Genomic DNA, 26,675 nt, shown 5'->3' on the forward strand with positions numbered 1-26,675 from the left:
CGGCGGGCAGGAGCGCAGCGACCCGGGGTTATAGATACGTAACCCCGAGCACCGCGATCGTCATCAACACCGGGGCGATCGGCAGCGCCCAGAGGAACGCCGTCCGCACCTGCTGCTTGCGTCGGTACGCCCGCAGGCCCATCACCCCGATGCCGGCCGACAGGCCGATGATCACCACCGAGACGATCAGCACCCAGAAACTCACGTCACTGGTGTTGATCGCCGCGGTGATGGCGAGCAGCCACAGGACGTGGCCGATCACCAGCCCGCCGATGGCGGCGACTACCCTCTCGCGCACCGGCGATCAGAAGTTGATCATGTGGCCGGTAAGGCCGTGGAAGCACTCCTGCAGCGCCTCCGACAGGGTCGGATGCGTGTGCACGTTGCGGGCCAGCTCGTTGGCGGTCAGATCCCACTTCTGCGCCAGCGTCAGCTCGGGCAGCAGCTCGGAGACGTCGGGGCCGATGAGGTGGCCACCGAGCAGCTCGAGGTGTTTCTTGTCGGCGACCAGTTTGACGAAGCCGGTCGGGTCGGCCAGGCCGTGCGCCTTGCCGTTGGCGGTGAACGGGAACTTCGCGACGACGACGTCATAGCCCTCGTCACGGGCTTGCTGCTCGGTGAGCCCGAAGCTGGCCACCTGCGGCTGACAGAAGGTGGCCCGCGGCATCATCCGGTAGTCCCCGAAGGCCAGCGTCTCGGCACCTGCGATCGTCTCGGCGGCGACCACACCCATCGCCTCGGCGACATGGGCCAGCTGCAACTTCGCGGTCACGTCACCGATGGCGTAGATGTGGCCCACGTTGGTGCGCATGTAGTCGTCGATGGCGATGGCCTTGCGCTCGGTCAGCGCGACACCGGTGTTCTCCAGGCCGAAACCCTCGACATTCGGCCCGAAACCGATGGCCTGCAGCACCTTGTCGGCCTTGAGCTCCTCGCTCTTGCCGTCCTTGCTGACCGCGACGGTGACCGTCGAGCCGTCATCGGTGATGGACTCGACCTTGGTGCCGGTGAGGATCTTCACGCCGAGCTTCTTGTACTGCTTCTCGATCTCCTTGGACACCTCGGCGTCCTCGTTGGGCAGCGCCCGCGGCAGGAATTCGACGATGGTGACGTCGACGCCGTAGTTCTTCAAGACGTAGGCGAACTCCATGCCGATGGCACCGGCGCCGGCGATGATGATCGAGCCGGGCAGCTCCCGCGAGAGGATCTGGCTCTCGTAGGTGACGACGTTCTCGCTCAGCGAGGTCCCCGGGACCAGCCGGGTGGACGACCCGGTCGCGATGATCGCGTTGTCGAAGGTGACCGTCTCGGTCCCGCCCTCGTTGAGGTCGACAACCACGGTGTGGGCGTCGGTGAACTTGCCGTAACCGTGGATCTCGGTGATCTTGTTCTTCTTCATCAGGAAGTGCACACCGGCGACGCGGCCGTCGGCAACCTTACGACTGCGGTCGAAGGCGGCGCCGTAGTCGAAGCTCACCTCCCCGCTGATACCGAAGGTCTTGGCTTCCTTGCTGAAGATGTGGGCCAGTTCGGCATTGCGCAGCAGCGCCTTGGACGGAATGCACCCGACGTTCAGGCACACGCCACCCCAGTACTTCGGTTCGACGATGGCGGTGTTCAGGCCGAGTTGGGCAGCGCGGATGGCCGCGACGTATCCGCCGGGGCCAGCTCCGAGTACGACGACGTCATAGTGGGTCACGCCATCACCCTATCGGGGCGGCGTCCCGGTCGGCACGAGACCGACCCCGGTTCTGCGAAGTCGCTCCCATCCGCACCTGAACCAGCTACGAATGCTGCGGGAGGGGATTTTCCGGGGGATGCTTATCTGGTTCAAAGAGGTGATCGGCGGGTATCCCAGAACGCACGCAAGCGAAAGGCCGATGGCCCATGCCCGAACAACTCAAACCTCATTTCGAAGACGTACAGGCACACTACGACCTGTCCGACGATTTCTTCCGGCTCTTCCAGGACTCCACCCAAACGTATAGCTGTGCTTATTTCGAGCGCGACGATATGACCCTGGAAGAAGCCCAGCTGGCCAAGATCGACCTGTCGCTGGGCAAGCTGGGTCTACAGCCCGGTATGACGCTGCTGGACATCGGCTGCGGGTGGGGCGCCACGGCACGGCGCGCGGTGGAGAAATACGACGTCAACGTCATCGGACTGACGTTGTCGAAGAACCAGGCCGCGCACGTCCAGCGCAGCTTCGATGCCATGGACACCGAACGGACCCGACGGGTGCTGCTGCAGGGCTGGGAGCAGTTCGACGAACCCGTGGACCGGATCGTCTCCATCGGCGCCTTCGAGCACTTCGGACACGACCGGTACGCGGAGTTCTTCGCGAAGACCTACCGGATCCTGCCGTCCGACGGCGTGATGATGCTGCACTCCATCTGCGGTATCCACCCCGCGGACGCGAAGAAGCTGGGCATTTCGCTCACCTTCGAGCTGGCCCGGTTCATCAAGTTCATCCTCACCGAGATCTTCCCCGGTGGCCGGTTGCCGTCGGTGCCGATGGTCGAGGAGCACGCCACCGCCGCCGGGTACAAGGTCACCCGGGTGCAGTCGCTGCAGCCGCACTACGCCAAGACGCTCGACATCTGGGCCGCGAATCTGGAGGCGAACCGGGACGAGGCCATCGCCATCCAGTCTCAAGAGGTCTACGACCGCTACATGAAGTACCTGACCGGTTGTGCGGATCTGTTCCGCAACCGCCAGGTCGACGTGGATCAGTTCACGCTGGAGAAGTAGCTCCCGGCATCGGACAGGCGTCGGCGGCTTCGGCCACGATCCGGGTCCGGTCATCGGCGGGGCGCACCCCCTCGGCGTATCGCGCGCCGGTGATCGGCGCCTGCCGGTCCAGCTCGGTGTTCTCCTCGTCGGTGAAGACCCGGCCGCGGGACAGGAAACGCATCCCTTCGGGGGATTCCAGGCTGAACCCGCCACCGCGGCCGGGTACCACATCGATGATCAGCTGGGTGTGCTGCCAGGCCTCGAACTGCGGCCCGGAGATCCACACCGGCACGCCGTCCCCGACGTCCAGCACACCCAGCAGGATGTCGCGATCGCCCACTACGAAATCACCGGCCGGGTAACACATCGGCGACGAGCCGTCGCAACAGCCGCCGGACTGGTGAAACATCAACGCGCCGTGGCGTTTCTGCAGTGTGGCGAGCAGATCGGCGGCCTCGGTGGTGATCAACGCTCGGCTGGTCATGTACCCACGCTACGCCCACGGTAGAAAGGTCACATGAGTTCTGGAACAGATCCCGTCGCTTCGCTCGCCCCGGACCTCAACCTTTGGCTAGAGGACATCACCGGCGACGACGCGCTGGCCTGGGTGCGTGCCCACAACGAGCCGACGCTGGCCGCGCTGGCCGGTGAGCAGTTCGAGGCGATGCGAGCCGAGGCGCTGGAAGTCCTCGACACCGACGCCCGTATCCCGTACGTGCGCCGCCGTGGCGAGCACCTCTACAACTTCTGGCGCGATGAGGCCAACCCGCGCGGACTGTGGCGGCGCACCACATTGGAGTCCTACCGCACCGAAGCGCCGGTGTGGGATGTCGTCATCGACCTCGATGAACTTGCCCGCGCCGACGACGAGAACTGGGTGTGGGCGGGCGCCGAGGTGATCGAGCCCGACCATTCACGCGCGCTGATCAGCTTGTCCCGTGGCGGCGCCGACGCCGTGGTGGTTCGTGAATTCGACATGTTCACAAGGGAATTCGTCAGCGCTGAACTCGGCGGGTTCGAACTACCTGAGGCCAAGACCCATATCTCCTGGGCGGACCCGGATACGGTGCTGGTCGGCACGGATTTCGGCGAAGGCTCGCTGACCGACTCCGGCTACGCCCGGCTGGTCAAACGGTGGCAGCGTGGTCAGGATCTGGCCGACGCCCCGACGGTATACGCCGGAGAGCGCACCGACGTGATCGTCGTCGCATCGGTGGACCGGACACCGGGCTTCGAGCGGACGCTGATCAGCCGGGCGGTGGATTTCTTCAACGACGAGATCTATGAGCTTCGCGGCGCCGAGCTGATCCCGATCGACGCGCCCACCGACGCGACGGTGTCCGTGCACCGGGACTGGTTGCTGATCGAACTGCGCACCGACTGGAAGGGCCATGCCGCCGGCTCACTGCTGGCCGCCGATTACCGCGAATTCCTCGACGGCACAGCAGATATCGCCGTGGTGTTCACACCCGACCAGCACACCTGCCTGCACCAGTACTCCTGGACCCGCGACAAACTCGTCGTGGTCACGCTCGCCGATGTCGCCAGCCGCGTGCAGATCCTCACCCCGGGCGACTGGAAAGCCGCCGACGTCCCCGGACTTCCGGACAACACCAATATCGTGATCGCCGGAGCCGATCCGTACGGTGACGAGATCTTCCTGGACTCAAGCGGATTCACCACGCCGTCGCGGTTGCTGCTCGGATCCCACGATGGCGCGTTCGGCGAGATCAAGCGGGCGCCCGCCTTCTTCGACGCCGACGGCATCGAGGTGAGCCAGCATTTCGCGGTGTCCGCCGACGGCACCCGGGTCCCCTACTTCGTGGTGGGGCGGCCGGGCGCCACCGGCCCGACCCTGCTGGGCGGGTACGGCGGATTCGAGGTGTCGCGCACCCCCGCCTACGACGGTGTGCTGGGCCGGCTGTGGCTGGCCCGCGGTGGCACCTACGTGCTGGCCAACATTCGCGGCGGTGGCGAATACGGGCCGGGCTGGCACACCCAGGCGATGCGGGCCGGCCGCCACCTCGTCGACGAGGACTTCGCGGCCGTGGCGCGCGACCTGGTCGCCCGCGGGATCACCACGGTGCCCCACCTGGGCGCCCAGGGCGGCAGCAACGGCGGACTGCTGATGGGCATCATGCTGACGCGCTACCCCGAGCTGTTCGGCGCGCTGGTGTGCAGCGTTCCGCTGCTGGACATGAAGCGCTTCCATCTGCTGCTGGCCGGCGCGTCGTGGGTCGCCGAGTACGGCAACCCGGACGACCCCGCCGACTGGGAGTTCATCTCCAAATACTCTCCGTACCAGAATATTTCGGCAGACCGCAGCTATCCGCCGATCCTGATCACCACCTCCACCCGCGATGACCGGGTGCACCCCGGGCATGCCCGGAAGATGACCGCCGCACTGGAGGCAGCGGGCCACCCGGTGAGCTACTACGAGAACATCGAGGGCGGGCACGGCGGCGCGGCCGACAACTCGCAGGCGGCGTTCCGGGCGGCGCTGATCTACTCCTACCTGTGGCGGACGCTCAGCTGATCTGGATCACGGTCACCTTGGTGGGTCCCGCACTCGTCGAGGCGGACGCGACGACGTAGCTGCCGTCGGCGCTGATCCGCGCGGGGTTCACCGGCGTCCCGGCCAGCACGGCCGTGGTACCGATCTGCGCGCCGGTGACGGTGTTGAGGATCGCCACCGCGGTGGTGCCGCTCGCGGCCGCGGTCACGACCACCCGGGTGCCGTCCGCGCTGAGCTGAGGCTGCCCGGCGGCGCTGCCGGCCAGCGTGAGGCTGTCGCCGACCTGTGCGCCGGTGAGTGCGTCGCGCACCGACACCGTCGTCACGCCGGCGGTCACCGAGGTCACCACCACCCTGGTCCCGTCGGAATTCAACTGCATCCCGGCGGGTTGGTCGGCCGTACTGCCGACGGCGGATACCTGTGTCCCCGTGGCCGTGTCGATGACGATGGCACTCGTGGTGAACTGGCCGTCACCGTTGTCGGTGTTGGCGACGATCAGCACGCGTGCCCCGTCGCTGCTCGACTGCGCCGTCGACACCAAGCCGGAGCCGGCGACCCAGCCGCCGTCGAGGCTCAGCGTGCTGCCCACCTGGGTGCCCGCGGTGAGGTCGATCACCATCACCCTGGTCGTCGACTGGTCGGCCGCCTGGGCCACCAGCACCGCCCGGGTGCCGGCCGAGTTGAGTACCAGCCGGTCGTAGGAACTCTTCGAATCCCCTGAACCGGAAGGCCATCCGCTGGTCTGGATCACCGAACCCACCTGCGCACCGGTGGTCATGTTGACCACCACCAGGCCGGCCCGGAAGACGTCGGTCTGCGAGCTGCCGTCGATTCCCTGCGAGGTCAGCACCGCCCGGCTGCCATCGGCGCTGAACTGGGCCCGTGCCACCGGTGCGTAGGACGAGACCGTGAAACCGGCCCCGATCTGGCTGCCGCCGGCGTTGTACACCGAGACCTTGTAGCTCAGGCCGGTGTCGCTGGTCTGCACGAAATCGGTGACGACGATCTTGGAACCATCGGCGTTGAGAGTGGCCAGGGTGGAGCTGTTGTAGGTCGTCGCGGACGCAGCGGCCCGGGTGAGCGGCGCACCGATCGTGGCGCCCGTCGCCACGTTCACGACGGTGATGGTCGTGGCCGCGCTGACGCCGCCGATCTGCCCGCCGGTGACGACGGCGGCCCGGGATCCGTCGGCGCTGAACGACGAGGCCGCGGTACCCACGACCTGACCGGTGTCGTAGACGAGCGCGCCCGTCGCGGTGTTGATCAGGACCAGCCGGCCGGACGGTTTGGCGTCACCGGACAGTCCGGTGGTCGCCACGGCCACGCGGCTACCATCGGCATTCGTCTGGACTGCCGGGCCGACCGCCTTGTCCCCCAAGTAGTTCGAGGAGGTGTAGGTGGTGCCGACCTGTGCACCGGTCGCGACGTCGAGGATCGCGACCCGCACGTTCTTGGAGTAGTCGTCGCTGGTGGCGATGACCGCGCGGGTGCCGTCGGCGCTGAACGCCACGAAGCTCGGCGCGGTACCCGAGAGGGTGATGAAGTTCCCGACCTTGGCACCGGTGACGGTGTTGACGACCGAGAAGGCGACGACCCCGCCGGCGGCCGCCTTGGTGACCACGACGGCACGGGTGCCGTCGGCGCTGAAGTACGCGTCGTGGGCGACGCCGTTGACGGTGATGGTGCCCACGGTTGTCGCGGTCCGTGTCACCGGCGCGATGTCGACGGTGACGCTGATGGCCGTGGTGCCGCCGTATCCGTCCTTGACGGTGACCGTCAAGGTGTCTTGTCTGTCCGCGGCGGTGGCGCTGCCCGCCGCCGCCAGGAGTCGGGCCGCCTCGGTCGGGGTGTAGGTGAACGCACCGGTCGAGGCATTGACCGTGACGGTGCCCTTGCTGGTGGATGCGGGCGCGGTATAGGTCAGCGGGTCGCCGTCGGGGTCGGCACCCGACACCGTCCCGGTCACCACGCCGGTGGTCGCGTTGGGCGACCCGGTGGTCACCGAAAGGGTCGGTGCGCTGTTGGCGGGCTGGATGCTCACCGACACCGTGGTGGTGGCGGTGCCGCCGAATCCGTCGGTCACGGTGACGGTGAAGCTGTCGGCCTTGTCGGCCGTGGTCGCCGTCAGCGCGGCCGCCGCGTGTCGCGCCGCCGCCGTCGGGGTGTAGGTGAAGGTGCCGGTCGACGCGTCGATGGTGACGGTGCCCTTGGAAGTGCTTGCCGGAGAAGAGTATTGGAGTACGTCGCCGTTGGCGTCGGTGCCGGTCGCCTTACCGGTGACCACACCGGTCGAGGTGTCCGGGGCGCCCTTGGTCACCGTCACCGTCGGCGCGGTGTTGGCCGCCACGATGTTCACCGTCACCGTGACCGGCACACTGGCGCCGTACCCGTCGGTGACGGTCACGGTGAAGGTATCGGTCTTCTCGGTGGTCGCCGTGACCGACGCCGCCGCGTGCCGGGCCGCCGCGGTCGGGGTGAAGGTGAACGCACCCGTGGTGGCGTTGATCGTGACGGTGCCCTTGGAGGCACCCGCGGCGGCGTACTTCAGGGTGTCCCCGTTGGGGTCGGTGCCCGACACCGTGCCGGTCACCGCACCGGTGGTGGCGTTCGGCGTATTCGTCGTCACCGTCGCCGTGGGCGCGGTATTGACGGGCGCGATGCTCACCGACACCGTGGTGGTGACGGTGGCCCCGAAGCCGTCGGTCACCGTCACGGTGAAGCTGTCGGCCTTGGCGGCGGCGGTCGCCGTCGTCGACGATGCGGCATGGCGGGCCGCCGCGGTCGGGGTGTAGGTGAACGCACCCGTGCTGGCGTCAATGGTGATGGCGCCCTTGGTGGTTGATGCGGGCGCGGCGTAGGTCAGCGTGTCGGTGTCGGCATCCGTGCCGGTGACGGTGCCGGCCACCACACCTGTCGAGGTATCGGGTGAGCCCGTCGTCACCGACAGCGTCGGCGCGGTGTTGGCGGGCCGCACGGTCACCGAGAGGGTGATCGGGACGCTCGCGCCGTAACCGTCGGTCAACGTGACCGTGAAGCTGTCGGCTTTGTCGGCTGCGGTCGCCGTCGTCGAGGCCGCCGCGTGCCGGGCCGCCGCCGTCGGGGTGTAGGTGTACGCACCCGTCGACGCATTGATCGTGATGGTGCCCTTGCCGGTCGACGCGGGCGCGGAGTAGGTCAGCGTGTCGCTGTTGGCGTCGGTGCCGGTGACCTTGCCGGTCACCACGCCGGTCGTGGTGTTCGGCGTGCCCACCGTCGCCGTGGCCGTCGGTGCGGCGTTGGCGGGCTGAACGCTCACCGACACGGTGGTGGTGACACTCGCCCCGAAGCCGTCGGTCGCCGTCACGGTGAAGCTGTCGGCCTTGTCGGCGTCGGTCGCGGTCAGTGCGCTCGCCTTGTGCCGGGCGGCCGCCGTCGGGGTGTAGGTGAAGGCACCGGTGGTGGCATTGATGTTGATGCTGCCCTTGGACGTGCTGGTGGGTCCGGCGTATTTGAGGGTGTCGCCGTCGGCGTCCGTTCCGGCGACGGTCCCGGTGACCACACCCGTGGAGGTGTCGGGTGCACCCGTCGTCACCGACAAGGTCGGTGCGGTGTTGGCCAGCTGAATCGACACGGTGACCGTCATCGGCACACTGGCCCCGTACCCGTCGGTGACGGTGACCGTGAAACTGTCCGACTTGACGGCGGTGGTCGCGGTGGGAGAGGCCGCGGCGTGCCGCGCCGCATCCGTCGGGGTGTAGATGTACGCCCCGGTCGACGGGTCGATCGTGATGGTGCCCTTGCTGGTTGACGCGGGTGCGGAGTAGGTCAGCGTGTCACCGTTGGCGTCGGTGCCGGTGACCTTGCCGGTGACCACCCCGGTGGTGGAATTGGGCGAGCCCGTCGTCACCGACAGCGTCGGCGCGGTATTGGTGGCCACGATGTTCACCGTCACCGTGACCGGCACGCTGGCCCCGTAACCATCGGTGACCGTGACCGTGAAGCTGTCGGTCGCGTCGGTCCCGGAAACCGACGCCGCCGCGTGCCGGGCCGCCGCCGTCGGGGTGTAGGTGAAGGCACCGGTCGACGCGTCGATCGTGACCGTACCCTTGGAAGTGCTTGCCGGAGCCGAGTATTGGAGTACGTCACCATCGGCATCGACCCCCGAGACCGTCCCGGTCACCACACCGGTCGAAGAGTCCGGGGAACCCGTCGTCACCGACAGCGTCGGCGCGGTGTCGGCGGGCAGGATCGCCACCGTGACCGTGGTCGATGTGCCGGCACCGAGCTCGTCGGTCGCCGTCACGGTGAAGCTGTCGGTCTTGTCCGCGTCCGTCGCCGTCGGCGAAGCCGCCGCATGCCGGGCTGCCGCCGTCGGGGTGTAGGTGAAGGTGCCACCCACGATGGTCAGTGTGCCCTTGGGTGTGGTTGCCGGGCCGGTATAGGTCAGCGTATCGCCGTCGGCATCGGTGGCCGAGAGCGTGCCCGTCACCGCTCCCGAGGTCGGATTCTGTTCTGTGACAGTGGCAGTGAGATTCGTCGGCGCGGAGTTGGCCCTGTCCGGCGCGATCGCCACGGTGACGGCCACCGCGACGACGTTGCCTTTGCCGTCACTGACCATGACATTGAAGGTGTCTGATTTGTCCGCGGCCGGCGCCCCGGCGACGGCCGCGGCATGCCGCGCATCATTGGTCGGGGTGTAGGTGAATGTCCCCGTCGCCGCATTGACGCTCACCGCGCCTTTGACGGTGTTCGCGGGAGCGCTGTAGGTCAGCACATCGTTGTCGGGATCCGTGCCGGTCACCTTGCCGGTGACGACACCCGTCGCGGTGTCCGGCTGGTTCACCGACACGCCGACGGTGGGTGGCAGATTGTCCGCAAGGATGCTCACCACAACGTTTTTGGTGGCGGTACCTCCGTAGCCGTCGGTCACGGTCACCGTGACGGTGTCGCTCGCCGCCGGGTTACCTACCGCCGCATGGCGCGCCGCGGCGGTCGGGGTGTAGGTGAAGGCGCCGGTCTTGGCGTTCACCACCACCTTGCCGTTGGCCGTGGACGCACCGCTGTAGGTCAGCGCGTCGTTATCGGCATCGGTGGCCGAGATCTGGCCCGACACCACCCCGGTTGCCGAATTGGGCACGCCCACAGTGACATCGCCGATCACCGGATTGGCATTGGCCGGCGCGATCGCGACCTTCACGCTCTTGGTCAGCGTCCCGCCGTGCCCGTCGGTGACCGTCACGGTGAACGTCTCGGTCTTGACCGCGGCGAGCGCCCCGGTGGCGGCCGCCGCATGCCGTGCCGCATCCGACGCCGTGTAGGTGAACGACCCGTCCTGCGCGAAGGTCACCGTCCCCTTCTTCGGGGTGGCCGTGAAGGTCAATGCATCCGAATTGCCATCGGCCACACCAAGAGTGCCCGTCACCACACCCGTACCATCGGGCGCGTTCACCGTCGGTGACGCGTTCGCCGTCGGCACCGCGTTGATCGGCGATATCGATACCGTCACTGTCTTGGTGCTGACCCCACCGTGGGTGTCGGTGATGGTCACGAGGAACGAGTCGGACTTGTCCGCGGTGACACCGGTGGCGGCCGCGTGCCGCGCCGCGTCGGTCGGGGTGTAGGTGAACGCACCGGTGCTCGCGTTCAGGGTGACCGTGCCCTTGGACGTCCCCGGCGCCGCGGAATAGGACAGCGGGTCCTTTTCGGCATCAGCGCCCTTGACTGTCCCGGTGACGATTCCGGTGGTGGTATTCGGTTTCCCCACCGACACCGTGGCCGTGGGGGCAGCGTTGGAGGGAAGAATGTCCACCACAACGGTTTGTGACGCGGTGCCGCCATGGCCATCGGTGACCGTCAGCGTGATGGCCTCCGAGGTAACGCCGCCCCCTGCGGCGGCGTGCCGGGCCGCCGCGGTCGGGGTGTAGGTGAAGATGCCGGTCTTGGCGTTCACCACCACCTTGCCGTTGACCGTGGAAGTTCCTTTGTAGGTCAAGGTGTCGTTGTCGGCATCGGTGGCCGAGATCTGGCCCGACACCACGCCTTTGGTGTTCGGCGACCCCGCGGTCACGGTGGAGATCTCCGGATTCGCATCGGCCGGCGCGATCGCGACCTTCACGTTCCTGGTCACCGTCCCACCGTGACCGTCGGTGACCGTCACCGCGAAGGTCTCGGTCGTCACCCATCCGTTCGCGCCGGGCACCGCCGCAGCGTGCCGCGCCGCATCCGAGGCGGTATAGGTGAACGACCCATCTTGGGCGAACGTCACCGTCCCCTTCTTCGGGGCCGCCTTGAACGTCAAGCCATCCGAATCACCATCGGCCACACCGAGGCTGCCCGTCACCACACCCGAACCGTCCGGGGCGTTCACCGTCGGCGATGCCGTCGGCGCCGCGTTGATCGGCTTCACCGCGACGGTGACGAGTTTGTCCGCCGTCCCGCCGAACCCGTCGGACACGGTGATGGTGAACGTGTCGGTCTTGTCCGCCGTCGTCGCCCCGGTCACCGCGGCGGCATGCCGGATGGCGACCGTCGGGGTGTAGGTGAAGGCGCCCGTCGTCGCGTTGACCACCACGGTGCCACCCTTGGTGCTGGTCGCCGGCGCCGAATAGGTCAACGCGTCCTTGTCGGCATCGGCGCCTTTGACCGAACCGGTGACGACTCCGGTGGTGGCATTCGGCGTTCCCACGGTGGGCGTGCCCAGCGTCGGACTGTGGTTGTCGGTCGCGGCGGTCGCCAGTGCCAGGGCGGCTTTCGCCGTGGTCTCGGCTTCGGCCTCGGTGTCCGCACCGTCGTCGGCACCGAACTCACGCCGGGAGGCCGCCGCGGCCACCCACAGCAACGGCGAGTTGACCAGGGGGCCCGCCGGTACGCCACCCAACAGCGACGAATCCACCACCGCCCCCGAGACCACCCCGACCGACTCCGCCACCACCGCAGCGGCCGGTGCCACCTGCGCCGCCGGCGCGGCGGTCGACGGGGCTGTCGCGCTCACCGCGACCGGCGTCGTCTGCACACTCTTCGCCGGGGTGGCGTCATCGTCGTCTTCGTGACGGACCGGCCGCGACGTCACCGACGATCTGGGCGCGTCGGCGGTCTCCCGCTTCGGCTCTGCAGCGGGCGGCTTCTTGCGCTTGTGCGATGTGCCCGTCGCGGCCTTCGTCGCGGGCTCGTCGCCGGCCTTGGTGTCGGTGGTGGAGTCTGCGGCCGGGGCGTTCGCGCTGGTGTCAGGGTTCTTGACCGTGCCACCGGAGGACTCCGAGGGCCCGGCTGTGCCACTGGATTCCGTGCCGCTTGTGGCCGTGTCATCTGCCCATGCGGTCCCCTGACCCAGGGATACCGCCGCGCCGACGCCCAGCGCCACCGCGAGACCGCCGACGCGGCCCACGAATCGCCCAGCACCCACCACAACTCCCAACGTCCAGATCGCAGCGGGCACCAGGGCACAGCTAGCTATGTCGCTACAGGGTAATGCCTGAAAATATCCCTAGCGTCAAATTGCTGGAATTACATGGTCCCGACACGACTCGCGTGGACGTGCACACGGTCGCGAACGGGCCCCTACCAGCTACGTGCCTGCTGATCGGTTCGACGAGCAAAGAAGGAATCCCTACCGGCCCGGGTGACGCGACTTTGCCATAACAGCAGGCCACCGGGCGGCACTGGCGATCCGCGAGCTCTGCCCCATCGAGGGACTGCCCTCGACGGTGACGTGCCAGCCGCGTCCCGCAGCCAGTGCCGGATCCGACACCGCGCCGTTATGCTGACGCCGATGACACCGCTCACCGTGCTCCGCCGCTATCTGGTGTTTCAGGGCATGACGTTCGTCTTCGGCATCGTCGGGCCGATCTTTCTGGTCATCTTCTTCACCGTCCCGCGGGATCCCGGCATGAAGTGGATGTACTTCATCGGCCTGTTCATCACCGCCGCAGACGTTCTCATCGCGCTGGGGCTCACCCAGAACTGGGTCAATCAAGAACGATTGGCGCAGGAACGGCGCTCGGACCGGTCACACCTCATCACGCCGTGAACCCAATCCACTCAGCAGCGCCACGATCACCCCGATGATCACCAGGCCGCCGCCCACGGTCAGCGTGAGGTTGAGCCACATGTGCATACTGCCCACCGCGTGGTCGACCATCACATCGGCGATCGCGTGCACATCCCCGGAGGTGCGGTTCAGCGCGTCATCGACGTAGCGCCGGCCGATCTCGATACCCACCCACCCCGCAGCACCCACCAGCAGGGCCGAAATCCCCAGTGCGGCAAAGGCTTTGCCACGCGCGCGGGCCGCCGCCAGCGTCAACAGGGCGAACACGCCGGTCAGCACCGCCGCCCCGACACTCGCCCACGGGCCCCAGACCGCGACCAGGCGCAACTGCCCGGGCCGCAGATGCTCCGACACCTGTTCGGTGAGCGGCACCTCCAGCTTCGAGGGCGGCGCGATACCGAACGAGGTCAGCGTCTCGCGGAAGGAGCTGTCCGCCAACATCGGCGATATGTCGACCACCCACCGGCCCGTCGCATCCGAACGCGAAACCCGGTCGGTGAACAACCAGTCATGCGCGAGGCCGTTGACCTGTGCGAACTGCCCGGGGAACGCCGAACTGGCGGTGTAGATACCGGCACCGCGACTGAGCACGTCGGTTCCCACGTCGTAGCCGGTACCGCTGGCCAGATTCTTGAGCTGGCTGCCCAGCTCCGACGCCATCGCCTGTTGCAGCGCCGGATCCTTGGCCGCCGCCGCGGCAAACGCCGTGTATCCGTCCCGGTCCACGATCGTGTGCTGCGCCCACAACGCCGGTACCGTCACCACCAGCAGCGCCGTGGTGATCAGCCACAGCAAGGCCGCCAGCAGAAACCGCACGGCGTCCTCCTCACGAGGGACGCCTCATCAGCGCTAGTCGCTGAGTGCGCGCCCCACGATCAACGGGTCGGCCTGGCCGACCACCTCATGGTCCTTGTTGTCGTAGTTGAACTTACCCAGGACGTAGCGCATCGCGTTGATCCTGGCGCGTTTCTTGTCGTTGCTTTTCACGACGGTCCACGGCGCGATCTCGGTGTCGGTCCAGGCGAACATGTCTTCTTTGGCCGCCGTGTAGCCGTCCCATTTGTCCAGCGATGCCAAGTCGGTGGGCGAGAGTTTCCACTGGCGGACCGGATCGACCTGACGGATGGTGAACCTGGTGCGCTGTTCGTTCTGGGTCACCGAGAACCACAGTTTGGTCAGGCTGATGCCGTCATTGGCCAGCATCTGCTCGAACAGCGGGGCCTGCCGGATGAACTCGGCGTGCTGCTTGGGCGTGCAGTAGCCCATCACCCGTTCGACCCCGGCCCGGTTGTACCAGGACCGGTCGAACAGCACGATCTCACCGGCTGCGGGCAGATGGTTGACGTAGCGCTGGAAATACCACTGGGTGCGTTCCTTCTCGGTCGGCTTCTCCAGTGCCACCACCCGGGCGCCGCGGGGGTTGAGGTGCTCCATGAACCGCTTGATGGTGCCACCCTTGCCTGCGGCGTCGCGCCCCTCGAACACGATGACGTGCCGAAGGCCGTTGGACTGGCTCCACTTCTGCAGCTTGAGCAGTTCGATCTGCAGCAGCCGCTTCTGCTCCTCGTACTCGCTGCGCTTCATCCGCTCGTCGTACGGGTAGCCCTCACGCCAGGTGTCGACGACATCGCCACCGGGCATCAGCAACAATTCGGGATCGTCGTCGTCATCGTCACGGACGGCGTAGCAGGACAGGTCCACAGTCACCGGACGAAGTTATCGAGCCGGACGTACCAGCCGGTGTCGCCCAGGTGAACAGAAGGTGAGCTACTTGGCCTCGCGCTTCGGACGCGCCAGCGCCAGCTTGGTCATCATCTTGTTCATCCGGGCCAGCGCCTTGAGCGAGTTGTTGTAGTAGTTGCCGCCGGCACCCACGCTCAGCCGCGGCGCCACCACCGTCTCCTGCCGGCAGAACTTGCGCACCCCGTCGACACCGCCGAACCGCGCACCGATCCCCGAGGTCTTCCAGCCGCCCATCGGGGCCGTCGTGCACATCAGGTTGGAGATGACGTCGTTGATGTTGACGGCACCGCAATCCAGTTGCAGCGCAACATCCTTGGCCCGGTCGACATCCTTGGAGAACACCGCCGCACTCAGCCCGTAGGGGCTGTCGTTGGCCAGTCGGACCGCCTCACCCACCGAGGACACCTTCATGATGGGCAGCGTCGGGCCGAAGGTCTCCTCGGTCATACACGCCATCGAGTGGTCGACATCGACCAGCACGGTCGGCGGGTAGAAGCTGCCCGCACCTTCAGTGCGCTTACCACCGGTCAGCGCCTTCGCGCCCTTGGCCAGGGCGTCATCGACGTGCCGCGCGGTCACCGCGACCTGCGACTCGTCGATCAGCGCGCCGAAGTCATAGCCCTCACCCGCACCCATCTTCAGGTTCTCGACCGCCTTCACCACGGCCGCGACGAACTGGTCATAGGCCGGCTCCAGGACGTACACCCGCTCGACCGACACACAGGTCTGACCGGCGTTGAACATCGCGCCCCAGACCGCGGCGTTGGCCGCCAACTCGATATCGGCATCCTCGAGTACCAGCATCGGGTCTTTGCCGCCGAGTTCCAGGCTGACCGGCGTGAGCCGGCGCGCGGCCCGCTCCATGACCTTGACGCCGGTGGCGCTGGAGCCGGTGAACTGGATGTAGTCGGAGTTGTCGATGACGGCCTCGGACACCTCCCGCGCACCCTGGGCCAGGGCCAATACTTCCGGAGCCCCGCAATCCAACCAGCCGCGCAGCAGCACCTCGGCGGTCAGCGGCGTGCGCTCGGACGGTTTGAGCAGTACCGAGCAGCCGGCGGCGAGCGCGCCGATGGCGTCCATCAAGGCGTTGGCCACCGGGTAGTTCCACGGGGCGATGATGCCGACGACCGCCCGGGGCCGGTAGTGCACCTCGATCTTCTTGATCGAGAGGAAGGGCAGCGGGGCCGGCCGGGTCTCCGGCGCCATCGCCTTCTCCACCGCCTTGATGTAGTACGACAGGATCATGATCAGCAGCGGCACCTCCTGAGCGGCGTCCGTTGCCGACTTGCCGGTCTCGGCGATCAGCAGCTTCTCGATCTCGTCACGGTGGTCGCCCAGCCAGACGGCATAGCGGGCCAGCACCTTGGCGCGGCCTTTCGCGCCCCGGGCCTCCCATTCGCGCTGCGCCTCGCGGAGCCCGGCAGCGATCCGCGGGACGTCAGCGGGAGCGGTCCAGCGCACCTCGCCGGCCACGGCACCCGTGGCGGGACTGACGATGGTCGCGATATCAGAACGGTCTGCAGTGGCAGTCATAGAGCCATGCTAAACCGCACGTGTGACGTAGCTCGCACCGGGGTTGACACCTGTCAACTTCGCGGCGCGATACCTCGCACATACGCCGCCTGCCCGAGGTGCTGGGCGCAGTCGTCGATGATGCTGACCAACCGCGCGCTCGCGGTGACCGGCGGGGTCCAGCGCTCGTCGACGATGCGGGCCAGCTCCTCATCGGTGACCGAGGCGATGTACTCCAGGGTGACCTTGTGCACCGCGTGGTAGTAGCCCGCCAGCAGTGCGGTGGGCGCCTGCACCTTCCCGACGTCGTCGGGCGTGTGCCCGTAGCCGATGTCGTTGGCCGGCAGGTCGAGCGCGAACCGCTCACGCCATCCGTCGCGTGTCCACACCTGCTCAGCACCGGCGATATCGCACAGCTGCAGATCCTGGCAGCGCGCACTGTGCCAGATGAGCCAGGCGATGCTGTTGGCCTCGGGCGTCGGGCGCCACGAGGACAGCTCCTCGGTGAGGTCGCCCGTCAGCTCATCGACATGCTCGATGAGTCGGGTGAAGGAGTCTCTCAGCAGTTCACGGGCGGCGGTGATATCGGATTCGGCCACGGTCCCGACGCTACCCGCGGCCACCGACGACAACCCCGATCACAGCACCCGATCACAGCATCGCCAACGACACGTCCCACAGCCGCTCGGCGTTCTCCGGATCCAGCGCGTAGGGCGCCACTCCGCCGATCCCCCCGTCGCGAGACTCGACGACGACGGCCTCATTGCAGTCTTCGAAGTACCGGCCACCGACCCCGTCGAGCAACGGCGAGGCGGCCAGCAGCACCGAGGTGGCCGCGCCCTGTTCGACGCTCTTGAACCGGGAGCCCGCCTGGCGGAACTGCTCCCGGGCCTCGTCGTTGTAGCCGAGCGGGAGGTGCCGCTGCAGCGCGGTGGCGATCCCGCCGGGCATCAGCGCGTTGGCGGTGATCCCGTCCCCGGCCCAGCGCCGGCTCGCTTCGACGGCGAACAGCACGTTCGCGGTCTTGCTCTGCCCGTACGCGCCGAACGGGTCGTACTCGCGAAACGCGTAGTCGATATCGTCGAACACCACCGGCGAACGCAGATGCCCCGCCGAACTCACCGAGACGATGCGCGCCCCGCCCGCCTGCCGCAGCGCGTCGTACAGGCCGATCGCGAGGGCGAAATGCCCGAGGTGGTTGGTCGCGAACTGAAGCTCGTGGCCGGCTTCGGTGCGGGTCAGGTGCTGGACGGCCATCACCCCGGCGTTATTGACCAGGATGTGCAACGGCCCGGTCCAGGCGGTCGCGAAGGCCACGACACTGTCCGGCCGGCTCAGATCGAGCGTCGAGACCGAGACGGCGTCGTTGCCCGTGCTGTGGCGGATCTCCTCGGCGATGGGCTCGGTGGCGTCCGCATCCCGTACCGCCAGGGTGACGGCGGCCCCGGCCCCGGCCAGGGCGCGCGCCGTCTCCACACCGATGCCGGACGAGGCGCCGGTGACGATCGCGGTCTTACCGGACAGATCGACCCCGGCGATCACGTCGGCCGCGGTGGAGTCGAAGCCGAAGGGTGTCGTGAGGCGCGCTTCAACGGTCGGTGTGCTCATACCCGGTACCAACCGCCGCCCGGCGGAATGATTCCCGTCAGGCCCCGTGGAAAACGGCTTCCACGTTGTTGCCATCGGGATCGCGCACGAACGCACCGAAGTAACCCGGGTGGTACTCCGGCCACAGCCGCGGCGCGTGCAGCGATTCGGCGCCCAGGCCGACGGCCGCGTCGTAGAACTTCTGCACGGCCTCGGCGTCGGCGGCCTGGAAGGCCACGTGCACCTCACGGTTGGGCCCGGTGGCGTCCCCGGCGTTGATATCGGCGATCCAGAAATCGGGTTTGCCGTTGCGGCCGTAGCCGATGGCCACCTCGACATCCATCTGCCGGGTGACACCGAGGACACCGAGCACGGTGTCGTAGAACTCCCGCGACTTGGCGAAGTCGGCACAGTTGATTCCCAGGTGATCGATCATCCTGGCATCGTAGGTTCGAGGTATGACAATCCACGACCTCGTGATCCGCAACGGCACCATCGTCGACGGATCGGGCCGGCAGCCGTACCGCGGCGATGTCGCCGTCACCGGCGGTGTGATCACCGCGGTGGGGTCCGTCACCGGCCGCGGCTCCCGGGAGATCGACGCCACCGGTCTGCTGGTCACCCCGGGGTTCGTCGACCTGCACACCCACTACGACGGGCAGGCCATCTGGTCGGACCGGATGACCCCGTCCTCTTCGCACGGCGTCACCACGGCCGTCATGGGCAACTGCGGGGTCGGTTTCGCGCCCTGCCGGCCTGCGGACCACGAGACGCTGGTGGACGTGATGGCCGGTGTCGAGGACATCCCCGGCGTGGTGATGGTCGACGGCCTGCCGTGGACTTGGGAGACCTTCCCGGAATTCCTCGACGCGGTGGCGTCGCGACAACGCGACATCGACGTCGCCGCGTTCCTGCCGCACTCCCCGCTGCGGGTGTACGTGATGGGTCAGCGCGGCGTCGACCGTGAGCCCGCCACCGCGGAAGACCTGTCCCAGATGCGCAAGCTCGCCGCCGAGGCGGTGCACGTCGGCGCCCTCGGTTTCGCCTCGTCGCGGCTGACCATCCACAAAACCGAGAGCGGGCAACCGATTCCGAGTTATGACGCGGCCCAGGCCGAGATCGAGGCCATCGCGCGGGGTCTGGACGACGCCGGTGGCGGACTGATCCAATTCGTCCCCGACCTGTTGGCCGCCGACTACGAACAGGCGCTGCAATCGGTGTTCGACGTGGCGGCCGATGTCGGCCTGCCCGTCACGTTCACGCTGGCGATCGGCAATGCCGGACCGGCACTGCATCTGGATGCGCTGCGCATGGTGGAGAAGGCCAATCAGAATGCCGGAGCGAACGGTCCGATGATCACCGCGCAGATCTTCCCGCGACCCATCGGCCTGGTGATCGGTCTCGAGTTGTCCGGCAATCCGTTCATCACGTATCCGAGTTACCGTGAGATCGCCCATCTGCCACTGGCCGAACGTGTCGCCGAGATGCGCAAACCCGAAGTGCGGGAACGCATCCTGAACGACTCCCCGGGCAGCGACGGCCATCCGTTGATGTTCGCCGTGCAGGCGTTCGACTGGATCTTCCCGCTGGGCGACCCGCCGAACTACGAACCGAGCCGGTCGGACAGTATCGCCGCGCGCGCCGCCGCCCGCGGGGTCACTCCCGCCGAGGAGGCATACGACCGGCTGCTCGACGATGACGGCCACGCCATGCTGCTGATCACGTTGGCCAACTTCCGCGACGGTTCGCTGGACACCGTCGCGGAGCTGGTGCGCCGCGACGATGTGGTGCTCGGCCTCGGCGACGGCGGAGCGCATTACGGAATGATCTGCGATGCAAGCTTTCCCACCTACATGCTGACGCACTGGGCGCGGGACCGGGCCACCGGTCGGCTCAGTGTCGCCGACGCGGTGCGGGAGCTGACCACCGTGCCGGCCCGGGTGGCCGGGCTGGCCGACCGCGGCCGCATCGCCGTCGGCTACAAGGCCGACCTCAACGTCATCGACCACGGCGCGCTGCGGTTGCACAAGCCGACGGTGGCCTACGACCTGCCCGCCGGCGGGCGCCGCCTCGACCAGACCGCGGAAGGCTACGTCGCCACGATCGTGTCCGGCGAGATCATCGCCGAGCGGGGTGTGCCCACCGATGCGTTGCCGGGCAAGCTCATCCGCGGCCGGCAACCGGCACCCTCCTGATCTGCACAACGAATACAATAATCGACAGAGTGTCGATTAGCGCGTACTGTGGTGCCATGACCAAGACGTTCTTCATCACCGGAGTCAGCACCGGGCTCGGCCGCGCGTTTGCGCAAGGGGCGCTGGACGCCGGACATACCGTGATCGGCACGGTACGCAAGTCCGCCGACCTCGCCGCTTTCGAGAGCCTGCACCCTGGCGCACATGGCCGGATCGTCGACGTCACCGACCACGGGGCAGTCGTCGACACCGTCGCCGAGGTGGAGGCGTCGATCGGACCCATCGATGTCGTGATCGCCAACGCAGGTTACGGATTGGAGGGCGTCTTCGAGGAGACGCCACTGTCGGAGCTGCGCGCGCAGTTCGAGACCAACGTCTTCGGTGCTGCCGCCACCGTGCAGGCGGTCCTGCCGTACATGCGGAAACGGCGGGCCGGGCACATCATCGCCGTCACCTCGATGGGTGGACTGATGACGGTGCCGGGACTTTCGGCGTATTGCGCCAGCAAGTACGCACTCGAAGGCTTGCTGGAGAGCATCGGCAAGGAGGTCGCGGGGTTCGGGATCCACGTGACCGCAATCGAACCCGGGTCGTTCCGGACGGATTGGGCGGGTCGGTCGATGGTCCGCGCCGAGCGCGCCATCGACGATTACGACGCGGTGTTCGAGCCGATCCGCCGCGCGCGGCAACAGGCCAGCGGCAATCAGCTCGGCGATCCGGCAAAGGCGGCCGCGGCCATGCTGACCATCGTCGATGCCGCCGAGCCGCCCCGCCATCTCGTGCTGGGATCCGACGCACTGCGACTGGTGCGTGCCGGACGGGACGCCGTCGACGCCGATATCGCGGCCTGGGACTCGTTGTCGCGCAGCACCGATTTCGCCGACGGACACCAGATCGTGGCCAGTTGACCAGGCGGCGATCCGGCGAACCACGCAAGGGCGACCTCCGCGAGGCCGCGATCCTGGACGCGGCCGAACAATTGCTGAGCACCATCGGGTACGACGCGATGACGATCGCCGACGTAGCCGACGGTGCCGGCATCACCCGAGGCGCGCTCTACTTCTATTTCGGATCGAAACAAGAGGTCATCACCGCCCTGTTCGCTCGCACCGTCGCGGTACTGCACGAGAAGTCGCGCGCCGCAACCGAAGACGCCGCCCGCGGGGCGCAGGCGATCGACACCGCCATGAGGCGGACCGAGGACCTGTGGCGCGAGCACGGTGTCGTCATGCGCACCGCGATCGACCTTGCCGCCACCATCCCGCAGCTCGACGAGCTGTGGAAGGCGACCGCCGACATCTTCATCGGGGCGATCACGGCCATCCTCGAGCACATGGGCGTGCCCGCCGGCAAGCGGCCCGACCAGTCGTCGGCGATCGCCGAGGCACTGTGCTGGATGATCGAACGCAATTTCTATCAAGCCTCCCGGGTGTCGCCCGCCCGCCTGACACAGGCACGCAAGACCTGCACGGAGATATGGCTGCGCGCCGCCTCGTGAGCCGCGGCGCCATTTCGAATCACGCTGTGTCCAAATCTGTTCACCCGCCCCAGCCATGTGGGTTGATTGATTTCCGTGACTGTCACCGCACCGGCCCCCGGCGACCAGGGCCGGACCCTCACTCCTGCGGCGCGCACCGCGCTGTGGGCGAGTCTGGTCGGCACCACCATCGAGTGGTACGACTTCTTCCTCTACGCCACCGCGGCGAGCCTGGTATTCAGCCATGCGTTCTTCCCGGACCAGACGACGTTCGTCGGCACGCTGCTGTCGTTCGCGACATTCGCGGTCGGCTTCGTGGTGCGCCCCATCGGCGGGTTCGTGTTCGGCCACGTCGGGGACCGCATCGGCCGCAAGAAGACCCTCGCGCTGACGATGTTCCTGATGGGCGGGGCCACCGCGCTGATGGGCCTGCTGCCCACGGCGGCGCAGATCGGTATCGCGGCGCCGATCCTGCTGCTGTTGTTGCGCATCGTGCAGGGTTTCGCACTCGGCGGTGAATGGGCCGGCGCGGTGCTGCTGGCCGTCGAGCACAGTCCTACCCAGAAGCGGGGCCTGTTCGGCAGCGTGCCTCAGATCGGGCTGGCCCTCGGGTTGGCGCTGGGAACCGGGGTGTTCGCCGTTCTGCAAGCCACGCTCTCGGATGCGGCGTTCCTGGCCTACGGTTGGCGCATCGCGTTCCTGCTCAGCATCGCGTTGGTGGTGTTCGGTGTCGTGGTACGGCTACGCGCCAGTGAGACACCGGCTTTCGAGAAGGTGCGCGATAGCGACGAGCGCGCCGCCGTGCCGCTGCGCGAGGTGTTCAAGCCGCCGGTGCTGCGCTCGACGGGGCTGGGCATGCTGTCGCGTTGGGGCGAGGGCGCGGCCTTCAACACCTGGGGCGTCTTCGCCATCTCCTACGCCACCGGCACGCTGAAGCTGGAGAAGGTGCCGGTGCTGGTGTCGGTCACGGTGGCCGCACTGTTGATGGCCGCGTTGCTTCCGGTCTCGGGGCTGCTGACCGACAGGTACGGCGCCAAACGCGTCTACGCCACCGGCATCGCGGCCTATGGGGTGGCCGTGTTCCCGGTGTTTGCCTTGTTCGGTACCAGGGACATCGCGCTGTACGCGGTGGCCATGCTGGTGGTGTTCGGGGTCATCCACGCCCTGTTCTACGGGGCGCAGGGAACGCTGTACGCGTCCTTGTTCCCGGCTCGGATCCGCTACACCGGATTGTCGACGGTGTATCAGCTGTCCGGGGTGTACGCGTCGGGCCTGACCCCGCTGATCCTCACCGCGCTGATCGGTGCCGCGGGCGGTGCACCGTGGATCGCGTGCGCGTACCTGGTCGGCACTGCGGTGATCAGTGTGGCCGCCACGCTGGCGCTCAAGCCGACGCCGTTGGCCGATATCTAGGGAAGACGGCGCGAGTGTGGGTGCTGCGTTCGCAGAAAGGCGAATTCGCGTACACAGCACCCGCACTCGTCAGATCGGGCACTCCGCCGCCCGCAGCTTCGCGCGGACCCGCGCCACGATGACGTCCGGACGTGCCATCATCTCGGCGCTGACGCGCACCACCGCCCAACCAGCATCCTCGAGTAGCGCGATCCGGTCGATATCCCAGGAGCGTTGCCGGGCGTCGGACCAATGCTGGACGCCGTCGTATTCGACCGCCACCTTCCATTTGCGCCACCCCAGGTCGACCCTGATTCGCAGATCGCGAAACACTATCTGGGTTTCCGGACGCGGCAGTCCCGCCTCGACCACAAGCAGCCGAAGCCTGCTCTCCTGCGGCGACTCGGCACCACCGTCGACGAGATCCAGCACGGCTCGCAGGTTGGCCACCCCACGAAACCCGGGATGGGCGTCGAGGACGACCGCCACCTCGTCGCGTGTCACGCCCGTCGCGTTCATCAACGCATCGAGCACCGGAACGGCTACCTGCGCGGCATAGCGCCGACCCAGATCGAACGCCGTACGCGCAGGTGTGGTGCACTCCGCTCCGCCCGCTCGGTAGGTCTCGTCCTCGTCGAGCTGCCAGGTGTGTACGACGATTCCCGCCTGCGCATGCCTGTCCGCGCGGATGATCTCGGCAGGCATGTTGGGGTTGAGCCACTTCGTGCCGAGCACCGCCGCGGCGGAGATACCCGCCAGGGTGGCACCCGAAGACAACCACGCCGCCTGCGCTCTGATCCGTGCCGTCAGCTCGATATCGCGCCGAACGTACACATCGCGGTAGAGGGCGATGTGGCCACGCGCCAGCCCGCGTCGGGTGAGCGCACCACGGCGGATCGCGACACTGCCGAGGAACGGTTGCATGTGCGAACAGTCGCCGCGCACCCCGACGAGTGTGGGTCCTGCGCACCGGAATCGGCGACTACCTGTGCATGAATCCCACACTGGGGATAACGAACCGGGATAACGAAAAAGCCCCGGCGCGCTGAGCGCACCGGGGCTTTTCTCGTGAAGGGACTTAGAAGTCCATACCGCCCATGCCACCGGTCGGGTCGCCAGCAGGTGCGGCGGCCTTCTCCGGCTTATCGGCGACGACGGCCTCGGTGGTGAGGAACAGCGCCGCGATGGACGCCGCGTTCTGCAGCGCCGAGCGGGTGACCTTGACCGGGTCGGCAACGCCGGCGGCCAGCAGGTCCTCGTACACGTTGGTCGCGGCGTTCAGGCCGTGACCGTCGGGCAGGTTCGACACCTTCTCGGCGACGACGCCCGGCTCCAGACCACCGTTGAAGGCGATCTGCTTCAGCGGGGCCGACAGCGCGACGCGCACGATGTTGGCACCGGTGGCCTCGTCACCCTCGAGCTTGAGCTCGTCGAGCGCCGGAGCCGACTGCAGCAGAGCCACGCCACCACCGGCGACGATGCCCTCTTCGACGGCAGCCTTCGCGTTGCGGACGGCGTCCTCGATGCGGTGCTTGCGCTCCTTGAGCTCCACCTCGGTGGCAGCTCCGGCCTTGATCACCGCAACACCGCCGGCCAGCTTGGCCAGGCGCTCCTGCAGCTTCTCGCGGTCGTAGTCGGAGTCGCTGTTCTCGATCTCGGCGCGGATCTGGGCCACCCGGCCGGCGATGGCGTCGGAGTCGCCCGAGCCCTCGACGATGGTGGTCTCGTCCTTGGTGATGACGACCTTGCGGGCGGTGCCCAGCAGTGCGACATCGGCGGTCTCCAGCGAGAGGCCGACCTCTTCGCTGATGACCTGGCCACCGGTGAGGATGGCGATGTCCTGCAGCATGGCCTTGCGGCGGTCACCGAAGCCCGGGGCCTTGACGGCGACGGACTTGAAGGTGCCACGGATCTTGTTCACGACCAGGGTCGACAGGGCCTCGCCCTCGACGTCCTCGGCGATGATCAGCAGCGGCTTGCCGGACTGGATGACCTTCTCCAGCAGCGGGAGCAGATCCTTGACCGTCGACACCTTGCCGGAGACCAGCAGGATGTAGGGATCCTCGAGGACCGCTTCCTGACGCTCGGCGTCGGTCACGAAGTAACCCGAGATGTAGCCCTTGTCGAAGCGCATGCCCTCGGTGAGCTCCAGCTGCAGGCCGAAGGTGTTGGACTCCTCGACGGTGATGACACCCTCGTTGCCGACCTTGTCCAGAGCCTCGGCGATCAGGTCACCGATCGACTGGTCACCGGCGGAGATGCCGGCGGTGGCAGCGATCTGCTCCTTGGTCTCGACCTCTTTGGCGGTCGAGAGCAGGCGAGCGGTGACAGCCTCGACAGCCTTCTCGATACCGCGCTTCAGGCCGAGCGGGTTGGCGCCGGCCGCGACGTTGCGCAGACCTTCGCGAACCAGGGCCTGGGCCAGCACGGTGGCGGTGGTGGTGCCGTCGCCGGCGACGTCATCGGTCTTCTTGGCGACCTCTTTGACCAGCTCGGCGCCGATCTTCTCGTACGGGTCCTCAAGCTCGATCTCCTTGGCGATGGACACGCCATCGTTGGTGATCGTGGGGGCGCCCCACTTCTTCTCCAGGACGACGTTGCGACCCTTGGGGCCGAGCGTCACCTTTACGGCGTCGGCGAGGGCGTTGAGGCCCCGCTCGAGGCCGCGACGGGCCTCTTCGTCATACGCAATTGTCTTGGCCATTGCGAAGTGATTCCTCCGGTTGGGAATTGCACGTCTGTTGGTCGGGCGCAGTGCCCGCGACGGACGGCTGGGGTGTGCTCCCTAGCCTCACCGTCCCGACCTAGCACTCACGTATCGAGAGTGCCAACTACGTTCTTAGCACTCGACCATGGCGAGTGCAAGGTGCTTCACTGAGCGCGAAGCCCGTCGAGCACCACGTCGGTGGCATGTTCGGCCACCGCGGGGTTGTAGGCCTGGATGGCCTGGCAGCCCACCAGCAACGCCTTCACCTCGGGCACGGTGACGTCCGCGCGCACGGACCCGGCCCGTTGCGCGGCGGCCAGCAGCTCGCCCAGGATCGCCAGGAACTCCCCTTCGGATTCCGGGACGACGCAGTTGATGTCGATGCCCACACCGGCCAGTGCGTCCACCAGACCCCGGTCGGCGGCACCCCACTGCAGCACCATCGACCGCAGGAAGTCGAACAACCCGGCGCCCGGATCCCCCGAGCCCAGCAGGCCTCGGGCCTCGTCGACGATGGTGCGGATCCGTTCGGCGACCACGGCCCGGTAGAGGTCCTCCTTGGCGGGGAAGTGCCGGTAGACCGTGCCTGCACCGACGCCGGCCCGGCGCGCGATCTCATCGATCGGCACACCGAGGCCGTCGGACGCGAAGGTCTCGTAGGCGACCTCGAGCACCCGCGCACGGTTACGGGCCGCATCGGCGCGCATCGATAACCACCTCCGGGAACAAACAAGCGGGGCGTGCGTTCCGTATAGTCGGAACCAACCGGAGGACACACTCCGCTT

General features: G+C 67.6%; 20 protein-coding genes. 7 read left to right on the forward strand and 13 right to left on the reverse strand.

The window, feature by feature from the left end; translation table 11 throughout:
* Window positions 1–28: 28 nt before the first annotated feature.
* Window positions 29–298 carry a hypothetical protein gene (locus QN239_RS28295; protein WP_499015360.1) on the reverse strand — a complete coding sequence of 90 codons (270 nt, stop codon included), beginning with the start codon at window positions 296–298 and terminating at the stop codon, window positions 29–31.
* 6 nt (window positions 299–304) lie between these two features.
* Window positions 305–1,699 carry a dihydrolipoyl dehydrogenase gene (lpdA, locus tag QN239_RS28300; protein WP_499015363.1) on the reverse strand — a complete coding sequence of 465 codons (1,395 nt, stop codon included), beginning with the start codon at window positions 1,697–1,699 and terminating at the stop codon, window positions 305–307.
* Window positions 1,700–1,887: 188 nt separating this feature from the next.
* Between lpdA and QN239_RS28305 the strand changes: the two genes are divergently transcribed.
* On the forward strand, window positions 1,888–2,751 hold the full coding sequence (locus QN239_RS28305) for a cyclopropane mycolic acid synthase family methyltransferase (RefSeq protein WP_499015365.1): 864 nt from the start codon (window positions 1,888–1,890) through the stop codon (window positions 2,749–2,751).
* Here QN239_RS28305 and QN239_RS28310 read toward each other — a convergent pair.
* Complete coding sequence (locus tag QN239_RS28310; RefSeq protein ID WP_499015368.1) at window positions 2,735–3,217, reverse strand: DUF779 domain-containing protein; 483 nt, start codon at window positions 3,215–3,217, stop codon at window positions 2,735–2,737. The two genes, QN239_RS28305 and QN239_RS28310, sit on opposite strands and share 17 nt — an antisense overlap.
* A gap of 33 nt (window positions 3,218–3,250) precedes the next feature.
* Between QN239_RS28310 and QN239_RS28315 the strand changes: the two genes are divergently transcribed.
* Window positions 3,251–5,269 carry a prolyl oligopeptidase family serine peptidase gene (locus QN239_RS28315; protein ID WP_499015370.1) on the forward strand — a complete coding sequence of 673 codons (2,019 nt, stop codon included), beginning with the start codon at window positions 3,251–3,253 and terminating at the stop codon, window positions 5,267–5,269.
* On the opposite strand, the gene QN239_RS28320 is transcribed toward QN239_RS28315, so the two are convergent.
* The gene (locus QN239_RS28320) at window positions 5,262–12,662 is read right to left on the reverse strand and encodes a beta strand repeat-containing protein (protein ID WP_499015373.1); all 7,401 of its coding nucleotides are present in this window, start codon (window positions 12,660–12,662) and stop codon (window positions 5,262–5,264) included. The two genes, QN239_RS28315 and QN239_RS28320, sit on opposite strands and share 8 nt — an antisense overlap.
* A 333-nt stretch (window positions 12,663–12,995) precedes the next feature.
* Here QN239_RS28320 and QN239_RS28325 point away from each other — a divergent pair, with 333 nt between their 5' ends.
* On the forward strand, window positions 12,996–13,253 hold the full coding sequence (locus QN239_RS28325) for a hypothetical protein (protein ID WP_167156505.1): 258 nt from the start codon (window positions 12,996–12,998) through the stop codon (window positions 13,251–13,253).
* Here the strand turns inward: QN239_RS28325 and QN239_RS28330 are convergent.
* The 6 genes from QN239_RS28330 to QN239_RS28355 are packed head-to-tail and all read right to left on the reverse strand — an operon-like array spanning window position 13,233 to window position 18,555.
* Complete coding sequence (locus QN239_RS28330; protein WP_499015377.1) at window positions 13,233–14,090, reverse strand: hypothetical protein; 858 nt, start codon at window positions 14,088–14,090, stop codon at window positions 13,233–13,235. The two genes, QN239_RS28325 and QN239_RS28330, sit on opposite strands and share 21 nt — an antisense overlap.
* A 33-nt stretch (window positions 14,091–14,123) precedes the next feature.
* Window positions 14,124–14,981, reverse strand: coding sequence for a polyphosphate kinase 2 (gene ppk2, locus QN239_RS28335; RefSeq protein ID WP_499015381.1), 858 nt, complete (start codon window positions 14,979–14,981; stop codon window positions 14,124–14,126).
* A gap of 60 nt (window positions 14,982–15,041) precedes the next feature.
* Complete coding sequence (locus tag QN239_RS28340) at window positions 15,042–16,553, reverse strand: aldehyde dehydrogenase family protein (RefSeq protein ID WP_499015384.1); 1,512 nt, start codon at window positions 16,551–16,553, stop codon at window positions 15,042–15,044.
* 53 nt (window positions 16,554–16,606) lie between these two features.
* Window positions 16,607–17,131 carry a mycothiol transferase gene (locus QN239_RS28345; RefSeq protein WP_499015387.1) on the reverse strand — a complete coding sequence of 175 codons (525 nt, stop codon included), beginning with the start codon at window positions 17,129–17,131 and terminating at the stop codon, window positions 16,607–16,609.
* 52 nt (window positions 17,132–17,183) lie between these two features.
* On the reverse strand, window positions 17,184–18,140 hold the full coding sequence (locus QN239_RS28350; RefSeq protein ID WP_499015391.1) for an SDR family NAD(P)-dependent oxidoreductase: 957 nt from the start codon (window positions 18,138–18,140) through the stop codon (window positions 17,184–17,186).
* 37 nt (window positions 18,141–18,177) lie between these two features.
* Window positions 18,178–18,555, reverse strand: coding sequence for a VOC family protein (locus tag QN239_RS28355; RefSeq protein ID WP_090360447.1), 378 nt, complete (start codon window positions 18,553–18,555; stop codon window positions 18,178–18,180).
* Window positions 18,556–18,577: 22 nt separating this feature from the next.
* Here QN239_RS28355 and QN239_RS28360 point away from each other — a divergent pair, with 22 nt between their 5' ends.
* The 4 genes from QN239_RS28360 to QN239_RS28375 all read left to right on the forward strand — a co-directional run bounded on the left by QN239_RS28360 (window position 18,578) and on the right by QN239_RS28375 (window position 23,204).
* Window positions 18,578–20,314, forward strand: a complete 1,737-nt coding sequence (locus tag QN239_RS28360; RefSeq protein WP_499015393.1) for an N-acyl-D-amino-acid deacylase family protein — start codon at window positions 18,578–18,580, stop codon at window positions 20,312–20,314.
* Window positions 20,315–20,370: 56 nt separating this feature from the next.
* Entirely contained in the window at window positions 20,371–21,222 is an 852-nt protein-coding gene (locus QN239_RS28365; RefSeq protein ID WP_499015394.1) for an oxidoreductase, read from the forward strand.
* On the forward strand, window positions 21,219–21,812 hold the full coding sequence (locus tag QN239_RS28370; protein ID WP_499015396.1) for a TetR/AcrR family transcriptional regulator: 594 nt from the start codon (window positions 21,219–21,221) through the stop codon (window positions 21,810–21,812). Before QN239_RS28365 ends, QN239_RS28370 begins: the two co-directional genes overlap by 4 nt.
* Before the next feature lie 75 nt (window positions 21,813–21,887).
* Window positions 21,888–23,204, forward strand: coding sequence for an MFS transporter (locus QN239_RS28375; RefSeq protein WP_499015399.1), 1,317 nt, complete (start codon window positions 21,888–21,890; stop codon window positions 23,202–23,204).
* A 69-nt stretch (window positions 23,205–23,273) separates the two neighbouring features.
* On the opposite strand, the gene QN239_RS28380 is transcribed toward QN239_RS28375, so the two are convergent.
* From QN239_RS28380 to QN239_RS28390, 3 genes are all read right to left on the reverse strand, one after another.
* Window positions 23,274–24,107 carry an endonuclease domain-containing protein gene (locus tag QN239_RS28380; protein ID WP_499015401.1) on the reverse strand — a complete coding sequence of 278 codons (834 nt, stop codon included), beginning with the start codon at window positions 24,105–24,107 and terminating at the stop codon, window positions 23,274–23,276.
* Between the two features lie 154 nt (window positions 24,108–24,261).
* Complete coding sequence (groL, locus tag QN239_RS28385) at window positions 24,262–25,887, reverse strand: chaperonin GroEL (RefSeq protein WP_090358955.1); 1,626 nt, start codon at window positions 25,885–25,887, stop codon at window positions 24,262–24,264.
* Between the two features lie 167 nt (window positions 25,888–26,054).
* Window positions 26,055–26,597, reverse strand: coding sequence for a TetR/AcrR family transcriptional regulator (locus QN239_RS28390; protein WP_499015405.1), 543 nt, complete (start codon window positions 26,595–26,597; stop codon window positions 26,055–26,057).
* Window positions 26,598–26,675: the final 78 nt, after the last annotated feature.

Source organism: Mycolicibacterium sp. Y3, assembly GCF_051188035.1.
Taxonomy (GTDB): Bacteria; Actinomycetota; Actinomycetes; order Mycobacteriales; family Mycobacteriaceae; genus Mycobacterium; species Mycobacterium fluoranthenivorans.